The following is a 14,785-nucleotide window of genomic DNA, read 5'->3' as shown; positions in this document are numbered from 1 at the left end:
CCAGCCGGGCCGCTGGCTGGCACACTAGCGCAAGGGTTCGGCGAAGGATCGAACCCGGCTTTGGAGTCGAAGATGAAAGACTGGCTGGACGAGATCAACTGGAACAGCGATGGCCTGGTACCGGCTATCGCCCAGGACCACAAGACCGGGCGCGTGCTGATGATGGCCTGGATGAACCGCGAGTCGCTGGCGCTGACCGCCGCTGAGCAGCGGGCCATCTACTGGTCACGTTCGCGTGGCAAACTGTGGCGCAAGGGCGAAGAATCCGGCCATGTGCAGAAGCTGCACGAAATGCGCCTGGACTGCGACGCCGACGTGATCATCCTGATGGTTGAGCAACTGGGTCATATCGCCTGCCATACCGGCCGCGAAAGCTGCTTCTACCGGGTCTTCGAGCATGGTGAGTGGAAGACCGTCGACCCGGTCCTCAAGGACCCGCATGCCATCTACAGCGCAGGACACTGACATGAGCGACACCCTGACCCGCCTGGCCGAAGTACTGGAAGCACGCAAAGGCGCCGAGCCCGACAGCTCGTACGTGGCCAGCCTGTATCACAAGGGCCTGAACAAGATTCTGGAAAAGCTCGGCGAAGAGTCGGTCGAGACCATCATCGCCGCCAAGGACGCCGCCCATAGCGGCGACTGCAGCGATGTCATCTACGAAACCGCCGATCTGTGGTTCCATAGCCTGGTCATGCTCGCCCAACTGGGCCAGCACCCGCAGGCGGTGCTGGACGAGCTGGACCGCCGCTTCGGCCTGTCCGGGCACGCCGAGAAAGCAGCGCGTCAGCCGTCGGCCTAACTGAATTATTTCGAGGGATTGCATCATGGGTATTTTTGACTGGAAACACTGGATCGTCCTGCTGGTCGTGGTGGTACTGGTGTTCGGCACCAAGAAGCTGAAGAACTTCGGCAGCGACCTGGGCGAGTCGATCAAGGGCTTCAAAAAAGCCATGAACGAAGAAGAGTCCAAGCCGGCCGAGCAGACGCCACCGCCAGTGCAACCGGTCCAGCCCCAGGCCGCTTCGCCGCTGAACCAGCCGCAGACCATCGACGGCCAGGCCCACAAGGTCGAAGAACCGATCAGGAAAGATTGATCAATGTTCGGGATCAGCTTCAGCGAACTGTTGCTCGTGGGCCTGGTGGCCCTGCTGGTGCTCGGCCCCGAGCGCCTGCCGGGTGCCGCGCGCACCGCCGGGCTGTGGATCGGCCGGCTCAAGCGCAGCTTCAATGCGATCAAGCAGGAGGTCGAGCGCGAAATCGGCGCCGATGACATCCGTCGCCAGTTGCATAACGAGCACATCCTTTCCATGGAGCAGGAAGCGCGCAAGATCCTCAACCCCAACAGCGTCACGCCCGAGCCGCCGGCAACCCCGGCAGCCACCAGCGAAAGCGCCCCGGCGCCCGCCCCGGCCAGCAGCGAAACAACGCCGCCGCTTGCCAGCGCGCCCACCGAACCGACACAGCCCCCGCGAGCCCCATGAGCGATATTCCGGAAAACGACCAGCCGATGCCGCTGGTTTCGCACCTCACCGAGTTGCGTACACGCCTGCTGCGCTGCGTCGCGGCCATCTTCCTGATCTTCGCCGGGCTGTTTTCCTTTGCGCAGCAGATCTACACCCTGGTCTCGGCGCCATTGCGCGCGCACTTGCCGGCCAACGCGACGATGATCGCCACCGACGTCGCCTCGCCATTCCTGACGCCGTTCAAGCTGACCATGATCGTCTCGCTGTTCCTGGCCATTCCGCTGATCCTGCAACAGATCTGGGGCTTCATTGCGCCGGGCCTGTACCGCCATGAAAAGCGCATCGCCATACCTTTGCTGGTGTCGAGCATCATCCTGTTCTACGCCGGCATGGCATTCGCCTATTTCCTGGTGTTCCCGCTGATCTTCGGCTTCTTCGCCAGCGCCACTCCCGAAGGGGTGTCGATGATGACGGACATTTCCAGCTACCTGGATTTCGTCATGACCCTGTTCTTCGCCTTCGGCGTGGCCTTCGAGATCCCCGTGGCAGTGGTGCTGCTGGTGTGGATCGGCGTAGTCGATGTGAAGTACCTGAGGAAGATCCGCCCGTACGTGATCATCGGTTGCTTCGTGGTCGGCATGATCCTCACTCCGCCGGACATCTTCTCGCAAACCCTGCTGGCGGTGCCGATGTGGTTGCTGTTCGAGATCGGCGTGCTGTTTGGCGGGCTGATCCGCAAGCGCAGCGAGCACCCACAAGACGCTGCCGACGACCATAACGACCAGCCGCCAGCGACCCAGCCGTGAACCTGCTGTTACTCGAAGAAGCCGACTTCATCGCGGCCGACCGTGTGGTGCTGGCTGACCGGCGCTTTACCCACATGCAGGAAATCCACCGCGTGGCAGTGGGCGACAGCCTTCGCGTCGGGCGTATCGGCGGGCTGATGGGCCAGGCCGAGGTCTTGCGCCTGGAAGGCCATGAAGCAGAACTCAAGGTCAGCTTCGACCAGCCTCCTCCGGCCAAGCTGCCGCTGACCCTGGTACTGGCGCTGCCACGGCCGAAAATGCTACGTCGGGTGTTCCAGACGGTCGCCACCATGGGCGTGCCGAAGGTCATCCTGGTCAATAGCTACCGGGTCGAAAAGAGCTTTTGGCAAACGCCGTTCCTCGAGCCCGAGGCGATCCGCGAACAGCTGATTCTTGGCCTTGAGCAGACCCGCGACACGGTGCTGCCTGACGTCATCATCGAAAAGCGCTTCAAGCCCTTTGTCGAAGACCGCCTGCCAGCCATCAGCGCCGGCACCCTAGGCCTGGTCGGCCACCCTGGCCAGTACCCGCCCTGCCCGCGTGGCCTCAACCAGCCGGTCACCCTGGCCATCGGCCCGGAAGGCGGCTGGATTCCCTACGAGATCGACCTGCTGGGCAAGGCGGGCCTGAACCCGGTACAACTCGGCGAGCGCATCCTGCGCGTCGAGACAGCGGTCACCGCGCTGTTGGCACGCTTGTTCTGACTTCAGTTTTGCCGCTCCAGGCCGATGCATTGGCACCAGAACAATAATCGCCTCTGCCGATCGCAATGGAGTCCCACCATGTACCGTTGGTTAGCCCAGCACCTGGGCAACGTGAGCGTCAATCTCAAACTCGGCATCGGCTTCGGCCTGGTCCTGCTGCTGACCCTGGCCATTACCCTGACCGGCTGGCAGGGCCTGAACGGCATCACCGAGCGTGGCGACACCCTGGGCGGCATCTCCCAGGTGCACCAGGCCACCCTGGAGCTGCGCATTGCCCGCCAGGGCTTCCAGCTCAAGGGCGACGAGGCGGCGGCACAGGCGCTTGGCAATGCCCTGGCCGCCCTTGAGCGCCAGCTGCAAACGGTGGAGAAACGCATCGTCCTGCCGGAAAACCACCGGCGCATCGAGCAACAGCAAGAAGCCGTGCGCCAGTATCACCAGGCCCTCGACAGTGCCGATAAGGCCAGCAAGCAGCGCGAAGCCGCCCGCGCGATACTGGGCAGCAGCGCCGACGAGGCCGCCGCGCTGATCGCCCAGGTCGAACAACAACTGCTCGGCGGCAAGGACCTGAACCTGTTCAACAGCGTGGTCGGCGCCAGCAAACTGCTGCAACAGGCACGCTTCCAGGTACGGGGCTACACCTACAGCGGCAAAGCCGAATTCCAGCAGACCGCGCTTGAGGCCATCGAACAGGCCACCTCGCAACTCAAGACCCTGGCTGAAGTACTGCCGGCCAGCTACACCAGCAACTTCAACCAGGCCGCCCGCGCCCTGGGCAACTACCGTGGCGCCGTGGTCGAGTTTGGCAATGCGCAAAGCGCCTCCGAGCAGGCCGCCCAGCACATGATTGCCCTGGGCGGAACCCTGATCGAACAAAGCCAGCAACTGACCAGCACCCTCACCGCCCTGCGCGACGCCGAGTCGCAGCACGCCAAGTCGATGCTGACCCTGGCTACCGTGCTGGCGTTGCTGTTCGGCCTGCTCGCCGCCTGGGCGATTACCCGGCAGATCGTCATCCCCCTGCGCCAGACTCTCAACGCCGCCGACCGCGTCGCCAGTGGCGACCTGCGCCACGACCTCAAGGTCGATCGCCGTGACGAGCTGGGCCAGTTGCAGCGCAGCATGCAGCGCATGACCGTAAGCCTGCGCGAATTGATCGGCGGCATCGGCGACGGCGTCACCCAGATCGCCAGCGCTGCCGAAGAGCTGTCGGCGGTCACCGAGCAGACCAGCGCCGGGGTCAACAATCAAAAGGTCGAGACCGACCAGGTCGCCACCGCCATGAACGAAATGGCCGCCACTGTGCAAGAGGTCGCGCGCAATGCCGAGGAAGCCTCCGAGGCTGCGGTGATGGCCGATCAGCAAGCCCGCGAAGGTGATCGGGTGGTTGGCGAAGCCATCGCCCAGATCGAGCGCCTGGCCAGTGAGGTCAACCACTCCAGCGAAGCCATGGGCCAGCTCAAGGCCGAAAGCGACAAGATCGGCAGCGTGCTCGATGTGATCAAGTCAGTGGCCCAGCAGACCAACCTGCTGGCCCTCAACGCCGCCATCGAAGCCGCCCGCGCCGGTGAAGCCGGGCGTGGCTTTGCCGTGGTCGCCGATGAAGTGCGCAGCCTGGCGCAGCGCACCCAGCAGTCCACCGAAGAGATCGAGCAATTGATCGCCGGCCTGCAGAACGGCACCCAGCAAGTGGCCACGGTCATGGACGCCAGCCGCGGCCTGACCGACAGCAGCGTCGAGCTGACCCGCCGCGCCGGCACCTCGCTGGAAACCATCACCCGCACGGTGTCGTCGATCCAGGCGATGAACCAGCAGATCGCCGCTGCTGCCGAGCAGCAGAGCGCAGTGGCCGAAGAGATCAACCGTAGCGTGATGAATGTGCGCGATGTGTCGGACCAGACCTCGGCCGCCAGTGAAGAGACCGCGGCGTCGAGCGTTGAGCTGGCGCGGTTGGGGACGCATTTGCAGACGCTGGTCGGCAAGTTCCAGCTGTAGAAAGCATCGCGGGTCAAGCCCGCTCCTAGCGGTCTGGTGGGAGCGGCGGTGCGGCGATCCGACTTGACCCGCGATGGGGCCCTAAAGCACTTGGCGCAAAAACGCCTGGGCGCGCAGGTCCTTGGGCGAGGTGAAGAACGCCTCTGGCGGCGAATCTTCCAAAAGCTTGCCGTGATCGAAGAACAGCACCCGATCCGCCACTTCCCGGGCAAAGCCCATTTCGTGGGTGACGCAGACCATGGTCATGCCTTCCAGGGCCAGGGTCTTCATCACATCAAGCACTTCGCCGACCATTTCCGGGTCGAGCGCCGAAGTCGGCTCATCGAACAGCATCACCTTGGGGTCCATGGCCAGGGCGCGGGCGATCGCCACCCGCTGCTGCTGGCCGCCGGACAGGCGTGATGGGTACTCGTTGGCCTTCTGGGCGATACCGACCTTCTCCAGCAGCGCCCGGGCCTTGGCCTCGCGCTCGGCCTTGCCGCGCTTGCGCACGACTTTTTGCGCCAGGCACAGGTTCTCCAGCACGGTCATGTGCGGGAACAGGTTGAAATGCTGGAATACCATGCCGACTTCGCGGCGGTAGGCGTTGACGTCGGTCTTCGGGTCGGCCAGTTGCAGGCCGTCGATGGCCACGGTGCCTTCATCGAACGACTCCAGGCCGTTCAGGCAACGCAGGAAGGTCGACTTGCCCGAACCCGAAGGGCCGAGCACTACCAGCACTTCGCCCTTGGCCACGTCGGTGCTGACGTGATCGACCGCGCGCACCACCTGCCCACGGGTGTCGAAGACTTTTACCAGGTCACGGACTTCAATCACTTTGCGCAAGCCTCCGCTCAAGCCGGCTGGCCATGTGCGACAGCGGCAGGTTGATCAACAGGTACAGGCCAGCGACACAGAACCAGATCTCGAAAGTCGAGAACGAAGTGGTGATCGCCTCGCGACCGCTTTTGGTCAGTTCGGTGATGGCGATCACCGAGACCAGCGAGGTGTCCTTGACCAGGCTGATGAACTGCCCGGCCAGCGGCGGCAGCACGCGTTTGAAGGCTTGCGGCAGCACCACGTGGCGCATCGACTGGCCAGCGCTCAGGCCCAGCGAACGGGCCGCTTCACCCTGGCCCTTGGCAATCGACTGCACCCCGGCGCGGACGATCTCGGCGACATAGGCGCCAGTAAACAGCGCCAGCGCCGCCACCCCGGCAAACTCCCGGGACAGGTTGAGCACGGTGCCGATGAAGAAGTAGAAGATGAAGATCTGCACCAGCAGCGGCGTACCGCGCACCAGCTCGACGTAGACCGTCGACAGGTCGCGCAGGGTCGAGTTGTTCGACAGCCGGCAGAGCCCGGCAAACAGGCCGATCAACAACCCCAGCACACCGGAGGCGACCGAGATCCACACGGTGGTCCACAGGCCCCAGGCCAGCGGGCCGGCGGCCCAGTGATGGGTAACGCCGATCAGGTCGCCTTCGGCCACGTCGTCGCCGCGCGACAGTTGCACGCTGGCCTGCTCGACCTCGAAGACCTGCTCGCCACCGCTTTCGTCACGGACGGTGACGCTGGCCATGTCGCCCTTGCTGACGATGGCTTCGATGGTGCCGTTTTCAGTCACGCGCTGGGCGACTTCGGCCTGGTAGGCAAAGTATTGCGGTACCCGGTTCCAGCGCCACTCGTAGGAAATCATCGAGGTCGCGTAATACAGGCTGATCGCCAGGCCGATCAGGACCAGCGCGGTCAACCCGTGCCAGGGCCACTGGGCTTTCTTGTGTTTGATCACGAGGGTACTTCCGTAAAAGCGAACGCGCAGGGCCAGCCTGCGCGTCGGGTTTCAAGCCAGGCGTAGGGCCGTGGCCTTATTCCATGTCCTTGAGCCAGGCGGTGTCCTTGAACCACTTGTCGTGGATTCGATCGTAGGTACCGTCGTGCTTGATCTGGTGCAGGAAGTTGTTGATGAAGTTGAGGCTGTCGTAGTCGCCCTTCTTCAGGCCGAAGGCCAGCGGTTCGAAGGTGAACGGCTTGTCGAGGAACAGCAGCTTGCCGGCGCCGGCCTTGTTGACTGCCACGACGTTGTAGGGCGCGTCGTAGACGAAAGCGTCGGCCTTGCCGTTGACCACGTCCATCACCGCTTCCTGCTCGTTGTCGTAACCGTGGTACTTGGCCTTGCCGATCAGTTTCTTGGCGACCATTTCGCCGGTGGTGCCGAGCTTGGAGGTCAGGCGGTACTTCTCGTTGTTCAGGTCTTTGTAGGACTTGATCTCGTCAGCCAGTTCCTTGCGGATCAGCAGGGTCTGGCCGACCACGATGAAGGGTTCGCTGAAGTTCAGCTTGAGGTTGCGTTCCTGGGTCAGGGTCATGCCGCTGCCGATCATGTCGAACTTGTCGGTCATCAGCGCCGGGATGATGCCATCGTAAGCGGTGGAAACCATCTCCAGCTTGACGCCCATGGACTTGGCCATGGCCTTGAGGATATCGACCTCGAAGCCGATGATCTCGCCGCGCTTGTTGGTCATCTGGAACGGCATGTAGGTCGGGTCCATGCCGACACGCAGGGTGCCGCGCTTGACCGCGTCATCGATGGCACCAGCCGCCTGTGCGGCACTTACCGCAACCAGCGCCGTGACGCCGACCAGCAGCATCGACAGATACTTCTTAATCATCACCAGATCCCCTAGCAGGAAAGCTCGAATTTTATTTTTGGCGCGAACCGTCCTATCCAGACGGGTGCGAGATATTCGGGGAGGGATGCTAACGCATGAACGGCACGGTACATATAGCCGAAGATGACTTTGTTACGCATTGATGCCAGAAAAAGCATCGCCGGCAACCCCGGCTCCCACAAGGTCAGTTGTGCATACAACCCTGTGGGAGCCGGCGTTGCCGGCGAATGCTTGAACCGGTCAGAGGATCAGGCGCTGGCCATCGAAGGCTGTGCCACAGGCTCCGGATGCAGCGGCAGCAGCGGCGAGTGCGGATCGTTGGCGATCGACTGGCGCCAGACACTCAGCCAGGCCTCGTTCTGCCCATCCCAGACCGCCGTGTGCAGACGCGCCAGGGCGACCGGGTCGCTGAGCAGGGCCAGACGGGTGTTACCGTCCAGGCCACTCGGGCCGTCCTCCAGGGCCTTGGCGATACGCTCGGCGCGCAGTGCCTCGATCGGCGCCGCGACGCCGTGGCGAGCGGTCGCCAGGGCGCAGGCCAGGGCGTTCTGCTGCGGGTCGACCACGGCACGCACGAAGCCATCGTGCATGGCGTGCCAGCGGTTCTCGTGGGTGTACTGGTCGGTGGCCAGCAGCTCCTGCGGCGTGGCGTATTCCTCAGGGATCAGGAACAGGCTCTCGTCCTTGGCCCGCAGGCCCAGGTGCACGCGGCTGGAAATAACCGATACCGGAATCGACAGCATCAGCGAACCGACAATCGGCACCAGCCACCACAGGAAGCTCGGATTCAGCCAGGCCACCAGCAGTGCCCAGGCCACGCCCAGCAGGGTTTGCGGACCATGGCGACGTACCGCTTCGCTCCACGGGGTGGAGTCGTCGTCACGCTGCGGCGAGTTCCAGGTCGCAGCCCAGCCGAGGAATGCGGCGAGCACGAAGCGGGTGTGGAAGATCATCCGCACCGGCGCCAGGAGCATGGAGAAGAGCATCTCCAGCAGCATCGATACGGTGACCTTGAAGCGCCCGCCGAACTCTTTCGCACCCTTGGCCCAGATCAGGATGACGCTGAGCAGCTTGGGCAGGAACAGCAGCACGATGGTGGTGGAGAACAGCGCGATGGCTTTTTCCGGGTGCCACTGCGGCCACAACGGATAGAGCTGGCGCGGCTCGAGGAAATACTGCGGCTCCATCAGGGTGTTGGTCGCCAGCAACGCGGTCGACAGCACCAGGAAGAAGAACCACAACGGCGCCGACAGGTACGACATCACCCCGGTGAGGAACACCGCACGGTGTACCGGGTGCATGCCTTTGACCAGGAACAGGCGGAAGTTCATCAGGTTGCCGTGGCACCAGCGCCGGTCGCGCTTGAGCTCGTCGAGCAAGTTCGGCGGCAGTTCTTCGTAGCTGCCCGGCAGGTCGTAGGCAATCCACACGCCCCAGCCGGCCCGGCGCATCAGCGCTGCTTCAACGAAGTCGTGGGAGAGGATCGCACCGGCAAACGCGCCCTTGCCCGGCAACGGCGCCAGGGCGCAGTGCTCGATAAAGGGCTTCATGCGGATGATTGCGTTGTGGCCCCAGTAGTGCGACTCACCGAGCTGCCAGAAGTGCAGGCCGGCGGTGAACAGCGGGCCGTAGACGCGGGTGGCGAACTGCTGCATGCGCGCATACAGGGTGTCCATGCCCGAGGCTTTCGGCGCCGTCTGGATGATCCCGGCGTCCGGGTTGGCCTCCATCAGGCGTACCAGGCTGGTCAGGCATTCGCCGCTCATCACGCTGTCGGCGTCGAGCACCACCATGTAGCGGTAGTCGCCACCCCAGCGACGGCAGAAGTCGTCGAGGTTGCCGCTCTTGCGTTTGACCCGGCGGCGACGGCGGCGATAGAAGATCCGCCCGAAGCCCTTGGACTCGCGGCAGACTTCCAGCCAGGCCTGTTGCTCGGCCACGGCGATGTCGGTGTCGTTGGTGTCGCTGAGCACGAAGAAGTCGAAGCGGTCGAGGTCACCGGTGGCGGCTACCGACTCGAAGGTCGCCCGCAGGCCGGCGAACACCCGCGGCACATCTTCGTTGCAGATCGGCATGACGATCGCGGTGCGGGCACCGGCTTCGATCGGCTCGTTGCCGGCACTGCTGCCGGAGATGCGGTATTTGTCACGCCCGGTGAGCAGCTCGAGAAAGCCCATCAACGCGGTCCAGAAACCCGCCGAGACCCAGCAGAAGAGAATCCCGAAGAGGATCAGGATGCTGGTCTGCAGCGCATAAGGCCAGACTTGCGTGGCGGTTTGCAGCAGCGGCTGGTGCATGACTTCGTCGAGGTCGACGAACGACCAGCCCTGGTACGGCAGGATGCCCTTCATGTACCAGCCGGCGACGATGGTCTGGCCGAGCATCAGCGCCAGCAGGATGTAGCGGCGCATCGAGCCGACCCAGCGCCAGCGCGCCTTGGGCAGCTCGCGTTTTTCCGGGGCCGGCGCGTTGGTACGGCCGGTCAGGCGGCGCCAGGCACGGATCAGGATGTTGGTCCGCCACGGCTCGGGGATTACCCGGGTGCGACGGATCGGCGGCGTGGCCTTCAGGCACACCCGGCCGCTGCCATCCACCGCGAGCATCTCGGCGTCTTGCAGCTCTTCGGCGCAGGTCACGTGCAGGCGCTCGCCCACCGAGGCCTGGACGGCCTCGGCAGCGTCGGCGCCCGGCTGGGCAGACAGGCGTTGATGCAGCTCGCTGAACGAGGCGCAGCGGGCGAGTTCCGCGCGCTGCTCGTCGCTCAGGGGCAGGTGGGCCAGGTATTCGCTGAGCGATTCTGGCCGGGTATGGGCATTACTCATCGGCAGGCAACTGATAGCTCCAGGTCTCGGTCAGCACCTGTTCGGTGGTGGCCGGTGCCCCGGTGGTGGACGCCGCGTCGGCGGCAGGTTGCTCGGCAGGCTTGTCGGCCTTGGCGTGTTTGGCCGCGGCTTTGTCCTGCTTGCTTGGTTTGGCAGGCTTGGCCGGCTCGACCGGAACGTCACGCAGCAGCGCCGCGCGCATTTCCACAGACTTGCTCGGATCCTTGACCTTCAACCGCAGGGTCAGGCGCCAGCCTTTGATTTCCGGGTTGTAACGCAGGTTGTTCTCGACCACTTCGGCATTGTCGCCAACGCTGACCTGGCTACGCACTGCGGTGTCTTCCGGCAGTTTGGCCAGCACCGGGCCCTCGAAGTCGACCAGGAAGGCAACGCTACCATCGGGCTGGCGGATCAGGTTGGACTGCTTGACGTCACCGGTCGAGCGCAGGGTCTGCTTGACCCAGCCCAGGTTCGGCGAGTGGAACTCGGACTCGTCGATGGTCCAGTGCAGGCGGTAGGCGTACTCGAACGGGGTACCTGGCTCCGGCAGTTTCTCCGGGCTCCAGAAGGCCACGATGTTGTCGTTGGTTTCGTCGGCAGTCGGGATCTCGACCAGATCGACAGTACCCTTGCCCCAGTCACCGACCGGCTCGATCCAGGCGCTTGGACGCTTCTGGTAGTTGTCGTCGAGGTCTTCGAACTGGCTGAACTCGCGCTGGCGCTGCAGCAGGCCGAAACCACGCGGGTTCTCGACGCTGAAGTTGCTCACGGCCAGGTGTTTCGGATTGTTCAGCGGGCGCCACAGCCACTCGCCGTTGCCGGCGTGGATCGACAGGCCTTCAGAGTCGTGCAGGGCCGGACGGTAGTTGAGCACCTTGGACGGCTGATTGCCGCCGAACAGGAACATGCTGGTCAGCGGGGCGATGCCCAGGCGGCTGACGTGGTCACGCAGGAATACCTTGGACTGCACGTCGACAATGGTGTCGCTGCCCGGACGCAGGGTCAGGCGGTAGGCGCCGGTGGAGCGCGGCGAATCGAGCAGCGCGTAGATCACCAGTTGCTTGTCGGTCGGTTTCGGGCGCTCGACCCAGAACTCGGTGAAGCGCGGGAACTCTTCGCCCGACGGCAGCGCGGTGTCGATCGCCAGGCCACGGGCGGACAGGCCATACACATGGCCCTTGCCGACCACGCGGAAATAGCTGGCGCCCAGCAGGGTCATGATTTCATCCTGCTTGTCGGCCTTGTTGATCGGGTAAAGCACACGGAAACCGGCGTAACCCAGTTGCTCAGTGGCCTTGGCGTCGAACTGCAGGTCGCCGAAATCGAAGCGGCTCGGGTCGTACTTGATCTCTTTCACCGCCTTGGCGGTGACTTCGTTGATCTTCACCGGGGTGTCGAAATGCATGCCCTGATGGTAGAAGGACAGCTTGAACGGCGTCTTGTCCTTGGCCCACTCGGCTTTTTCGTTGAGGAAGCGGATTTTCTGGTAGTCCGCGTACTTCATGTCACGGAACACTGCCGGCAGATTGCTTTTCGGCGCTTCGTACTTTTGTCCGGCAAGATCCTTCGCCTTGGCCGCGACATCGTCAAGGTTGAACGCCCAGAGCTGGCCTGCGCCGAGCAGGCTTACCAGCGTTGCGCCTGCCAACAGCGCCGTGCGCAGCCGATTGCCAGGAGTTCTTGGTGCATTACAGGGACTTACAATCACGAGCAACCCTCGCCGAAAACAGATCATAAAACCAACGGCCAGCGACATATGCCAGGTTGGCGAGCACTGTTCGGACTCCGAAAGGGCGCAATGATTCCCCAAACGGTTCCGGACAGTCTCAAGTCAGAGTGAAACGAACCTGCGAACGCAGGCCCACATAGCGCGCGATTATCCAGCAGGCCGCGTTACAACGCATCAGGCTGAACAAACTATTTATGCTACAAAACCGCTTGTTTTCCCGCAAACAGGGGTTTTTTGCCATCAGATTTGTAACATAAATGTTACCGGGCCATCATTGACCAGGTGCACCTGCATGTCAGCCCCGAACTGACCACTGGCAACCGTCGCGTGCAGCCCTTGCGCCTGGGCCAGCAAATAGTCGAAAAGCTCGGCGCCAAGCGCTGGCGGCGCAGCAGTCGAGAAGCTCGGGCGCAGGCCGCTCTGGGTATCGGCGGCCAGGGTGAACTGCGACACCAGCAGCAGACCGCCACCGATATCCTTGAGCGACAGGTTCATCTTGCCCTGTGGGTCGCTGAACACCCGGTAATTGAGCAGCTTGTGCAATAGTTTGTCGGCATGCGCGCGGGTATCGCCGGGCTCGACCGCGACCAGCACCAGCAGGCCCTGGTCGATCGCGCCAACGGTTTTACCCTCGACATTCACCCGCGCGCCACGCACGCGTTGCAGCAAGCCCTTCATGCTTCTTCCAGGGGCAGGTCGAGCAGGCGCCGGGCCATCTGGTCGGCGGCGCGCACCAGGGCGTCGGTGATGCCGGGCTCCGAGGCCGCGTGGCCGGCGTCGCGAATCACCTTAAGCTCACTGTTCGGCCAGGCCTGGTGCAGCTCCCAGGCGTTGTCCAGCGGGCAGATCACGTCGTAACGGCCATGCACGATCACCGCCGGCAGGTGGGCGATCTTCGGCATGTCGCGGATCAGCTGGTCCGGTTCAAGGAAGGCATTGTTGGTGAAGTAGTGGCATTCGATCCGGGCAATCGACAGCGCGCGCTGCGGCTCGGAGAAGCGATCGACCACCAGCGGGTTGGGCCGCAGGGTCGCGGTGCGCCCTTCCCAGGTCGACCAGGCCTTGGCCGCATGCATCTGGGCAATCTGGTCGTTGCCGGTCAGGCGCTTGTGGAAGGCCTTGACCAGGTCGCCGCGCTCTTCGGCCGGGATCGGTGCGATGTAGTCCTGCCAGTAATCGGGGAACAGGCGGCTGGCGCCGGCCTGGTAGAACCATTCGATTTCCTGCGGGCGACACAGGAAGATGCCACGCAAAATCAGCCCATGCACGCGCTCGGGGTGAGTCTGGGCGTAGGCCAGGGCCAGGGTCGAACCCCAGGAGCCGCCAAACAGTACCCACTTTTCAATACCCAGGTGCTTGCGAATGCGCTCCAGGTCTTCGACCAGGTGCCAGGTGGTGTTGTTTTCCAGGCTGGCATGCGGGGTGGAACGGCCGCAGCCGCGCTGGTCGAAAGTGATGATGCGGTACAGGTTGGGGTCGAAGTAGCAGCGGCTCTGGGCATCGCAGCCGGCACCCGGGCCACCATGGATGAACACCACCGGCAGACCTTCCGGCGAACCGCTTTCATCGACATACAGCACATGCGGTGCTTCCACGGCCAGATCGTGCCGGGCGTAGGGTTTGATCTGCGGGTACAAGGTCTGCATTACGCACTCCGTGTGGGAATTATTCTGCCGTTGGGCATCATAAACCTGAATTGCGCTTTGAGCATGTACCTGTGATGGCTTTGGGGCCTCATCGCGGGGCAAGCCCGCTCCAACGAGAACTGTGGGAGCGGGCTTGCCCCGCGATGCAGGCGCCGCGCAATCAGCGCGAATAGCGCTCCTTGCCCCACGCCAGCACCGTCTCGAGCAACTGCTTCAACACCACCTGGGTCGGCGCCGCCAGGTGCTCGCGGTACTCGAACGGCTCGACCTCTTCCATGTAGGTGCTCTGCGCCAGCTCCAGCTGCACCGCATGAATGTTGTTAGCCGGGTCGCCATAGTGGCGAGTGATATGCCCACCCTTGAAGCGGCCATTAAGCACGTGACTGTACTGCTCAAATTTTGCACAAACACCTTGCAGCCGTTCGGCCAACTGCGGATCACAACTGGCGCCATTGAAGGTGCCGAGGTTGAAGTCCGGCAGCTTGCCGTCGAACAGGTGTGGGATCAGCGAGCGGATCGAGTGGGCATCCCACAGCAAGGCGTAGCCGAACTGCTCGCGCAGGCGCGCCAGCTCGCTGCGAAGGGTGTCGTGATAGGGCCGCCAGATGGCTTCCAGGTACCCCGCCCGCTCCTGCGCCGAGGGCGCCTGGCCATCCTTGAACAACGGCTCGCCCTCAAACAGCGTGGCCGGGTACAGGCCGGTGGTGGCACCGACGTACAGCGGCTTGTCGTCGTCGGGGCGGTTCAGGTCGATGACGAAACGCGAGTACTCGGCCGCGACCACACTCGCGCCCAGGCCTTTGGCAAACTCGTACAACCGCGGAATGTGCCAGTCGGTGTCCGGCAGGCTTTGCGCCTGCTCGACCAGGCCGTCCTGCACCGCCGGGGTCAGCTTCAAACCGGCGTGGGGCATGCTGATCAGCAGCGGCAGCGTGCCCTGGTGAAAATTCAGTACCTTGTCCATAC

The 14,785-nt window shown here is 63.6% G+C and carries 15 protein-coding genes and 1 pseudogene; 8 read left to right on the top strand and 8 right to left on the bottom strand.

Going from position 1 to position 14,785, the window contains the following annotated elements; genetic code table 11:
• Positions 1-72: 72 nt before the first annotated feature.
• The 8 genes and pseudogenes from hisI (at position 73) to ABIE20_RS18440 (ending at position 4,971) form a co-directional block, all read left to right on the top strand.
• Positions 73-465, top strand: coding sequence for a phosphoribosyl-AMP cyclohydrolase (hisI, locus tag ABIE20_RS18475; protein ID WP_429506423.1), 393 nt, complete (start codon positions 73-75; stop codon positions 463-465).
• A 1-nt stretch (position 466) separates the two neighbouring features.
• On the top strand, positions 467-802 hold the full coding sequence (locus ABIE20_RS18470) for a phosphoribosyl-ATP diphosphatase (protein ID WP_010222337.1): 336 nt from the start codon (positions 467-469) through the stop codon (positions 800-802).
• Positions 803-827: 25 nt separating this feature from the next.
• Entirely contained in the window at positions 828-1,097 is a 270-nt protein-coding gene (locus tag ABIE20_RS18465; protein WP_045193875.1) for a twin-arginine translocase TatA/TatE family subunit, read from the top strand.
• Positions 1,098-1,100: 3 nt separating this feature from the next.
• Positions 1,101-1,484 carry a Sec-independent protein translocase protein TatB gene (gene tatB / locus ABIE20_RS18460; protein ID WP_429506421.1) on the top strand — a complete coding sequence of 128 codons (384 nt, stop codon included), beginning with the start codon at positions 1,101-1,103 and terminating at the stop codon, positions 1,482-1,484.
• Positions 1,481-2,272 carry a twin-arginine translocase subunit TatC gene (gene tatC, locus ABIE20_RS18455; RefSeq protein WP_045193879.1) on the top strand — a complete coding sequence of 264 codons (792 nt, stop codon included), beginning with the start codon at positions 1,481-1,483 and terminating at the stop codon, positions 2,270-2,272. The genes tatB and tatC overlap by 4 nt, the downstream gene beginning before the upstream one ends.
• Positions 2,269-2,976 carry a 16S rRNA (uracil(1498)-N(3))-methyltransferase gene (locus ABIE20_RS18450; RefSeq protein ID WP_429506420.1) on the top strand — a complete coding sequence of 236 codons (708 nt, stop codon included), beginning with the start codon at positions 2,269-2,271 and terminating at the stop codon, positions 2,974-2,976. Before tatC ends, ABIE20_RS18450 begins: the two co-directional genes overlap by 4 nt.
• A 24-nt stretch (positions 2,977-3,000) precedes the next feature.
• A pseudogene (locus tag ABIE20_RS18445) lies at positions 3,001-4,116 on the top strand (methyl-accepting chemotaxis protein); the annotation flags it as partial.
• Positions 4,099-4,971 (top strand): methyl-accepting chemotaxis protein, encoded by an 873-nt coding sequence (locus ABIE20_RS18440; RefSeq protein ID WP_374045263.1) that lies wholly within the window; start codon positions 4,099-4,101, stop codon positions 4,969-4,971. The pseudogene ABIE20_RS18445 and the gene ABIE20_RS18440, both read left to right, overlap by 18 nt.
• Positions 4,972-5,052: 81 nt before the next feature.
• Here ABIE20_RS18440 and ABIE20_RS18435 read toward each other — a convergent pair whose 3' ends face one another.
• The 8 genes from ABIE20_RS18435 to hutG all read right to left on the bottom strand — a co-directional run bounded on the left by ABIE20_RS18435 (position 5,053) and on the right by hutG (position 14,783).
• Positions 5,053-5,787 (bottom strand): amino acid ABC transporter ATP-binding protein, encoded by a 735-nt coding sequence (locus tag ABIE20_RS18435; RefSeq protein WP_038999651.1) that lies wholly within the window; start codon positions 5,785-5,787, stop codon positions 5,053-5,055.
• Positions 5,780-6,742, bottom strand: coding sequence for an amino acid ABC transporter permease (locus tag ABIE20_RS18430; RefSeq protein WP_429506419.1), 963 nt, complete (start codon positions 6,740-6,742; stop codon positions 5,780-5,782). Before ABIE20_RS18430 ends, ABIE20_RS18435 begins: the two co-directional genes overlap by 8 nt.
• A 76-nt stretch (positions 6,743-6,818) precedes the next feature.
• Entirely contained in the window at positions 6,819-7,619 is an 801-nt protein-coding gene (locus ABIE20_RS18425) for a transporter substrate-binding domain-containing protein (RefSeq protein WP_162195926.1), read from the bottom strand.
• Between the two features lie 251 nt (positions 7,620-7,870).
• Complete coding sequence (mdoH, locus tag ABIE20_RS18420) at positions 7,871-10,444, bottom strand: glucans biosynthesis glucosyltransferase MdoH (RefSeq protein ID WP_429506418.1); 2,574 nt, start codon at positions 10,442-10,444, stop codon at positions 7,871-7,873.
• Positions 10,437-12,152 (bottom strand): glucan biosynthesis protein G, encoded by a 1,716-nt coding sequence (locus ABIE20_RS18415; protein ID WP_429506417.1) that lies wholly within the window; start codon positions 12,150-12,152, stop codon positions 10,437-10,439. Before ABIE20_RS18415 ends, mdoH begins: the two co-directional genes overlap by 8 nt.
• 261 nt (positions 12,153-12,413) lie before the next feature.
• The gene (gene dtd, locus ABIE20_RS18410) at positions 12,414-12,851 is read right to left on the bottom strand and encodes a D-aminoacyl-tRNA deacylase (protein ID WP_429506415.1); all 438 of its coding nucleotides are present in this window, start codon (positions 12,849-12,851) and stop codon (positions 12,414-12,416) included.
• Entirely contained in the window at positions 12,848-13,819 is a 972-nt protein-coding gene (pip, locus tag ABIE20_RS18405; protein WP_123564864.1) for a prolyl aminopeptidase, read from the bottom strand. Before pip ends, dtd begins: the two co-directional genes overlap by 4 nt.
• A gap of 160 nt (positions 13,820-13,979) precedes the next feature.
• The gene (gene hutG, locus ABIE20_RS18400; RefSeq protein WP_429506412.1) at positions 13,980-14,783 is read right to left on the bottom strand and encodes an N-formylglutamate deformylase; all 804 of its coding nucleotides are present in this window, start codon (positions 14,781-14,783) and stop codon (positions 13,980-13,982) included.
• Positions 14,784-14,785 lie beyond the last annotated feature (2 nt).

Origin of the sequence: Pseudomonas sp. 2835 (genome assembly GCF_050435905.1) — a bacterium.
In the GTDB taxonomy this organism is placed as follows: Bacteria; Pseudomonadota; Gammaproteobacteria; order Pseudomonadales; family Pseudomonadaceae; genus Aquipseudomonas.
Note: the sequence above shows the minus strand (reverse complement) of the source record. Positions and strands in the feature narration are given on the sequence as shown.

Bases quoted from the DNA above. Each gene is read 5' to 3' on its own strand.
- hisI (WP_429506423.1), top strand. From the start codon at position 73: ATGAAAGACTGGCTGGACGAGATCAACTGGAACAGCGATGGCCTGGTA.
- ABIE20_RS18470 (WP_010222337.1), top strand. From the start codon at position 467: ATGAGCGACACCCTGACCCGCCTGGCCGAAGTACTGGAAGCACGCAAA.
- ABIE20_RS18465 (WP_045193875.1), top strand. From the start codon at position 828: ATGGGTATTTTTGACTGGAAACACTGGATCGTCCTGCTGGTCGTGGTG.
- tatB (WP_429506421.1), top strand. From the start codon at position 1,101: ATGTTCGGGATCAGCTTCAGCGAACTGTTGCTCGTGGGCCTGGTGGCC.
- tatC (WP_045193879.1), top strand. From the start codon at position 1,481: ATGAGCGATATTCCGGAAAACGACCAGCCGATGCCGCTGGTTTCGCAC.
- ABIE20_RS18440 (WP_374045263.1), top strand. From the start codon at position 4,099: ATGCAGCGCATGACCGTAAGCCTGCGCGAATTGATCGGCGGCATCGGC.
- mdoH (WP_429506418.1), bottom strand. From the start codon at position 10,444: ATGAGTAATGCCCATACCCGGCCAGAATCGCTCAGCGAATACCTGGCC.
- dtd (WP_429506415.1), bottom strand. From the start codon at position 12,851: ATGAAGGGCTTGCTGCAACGCGTGCGTGGCGCGCGGGTGAATGTCGAG.
- pip (WP_123564864.1), bottom strand. From the start codon at position 13,819: ATGCAGACCTTGTACCCGCAGATCAAACCCTACGCCCGGCACGATCTG.
- hutG (WP_429506412.1), bottom strand. From the start codon at position 14,783: ATGGACAAGGTACTGAATTTTCACCAGGGCACGCTGCCGCTGCTGATC.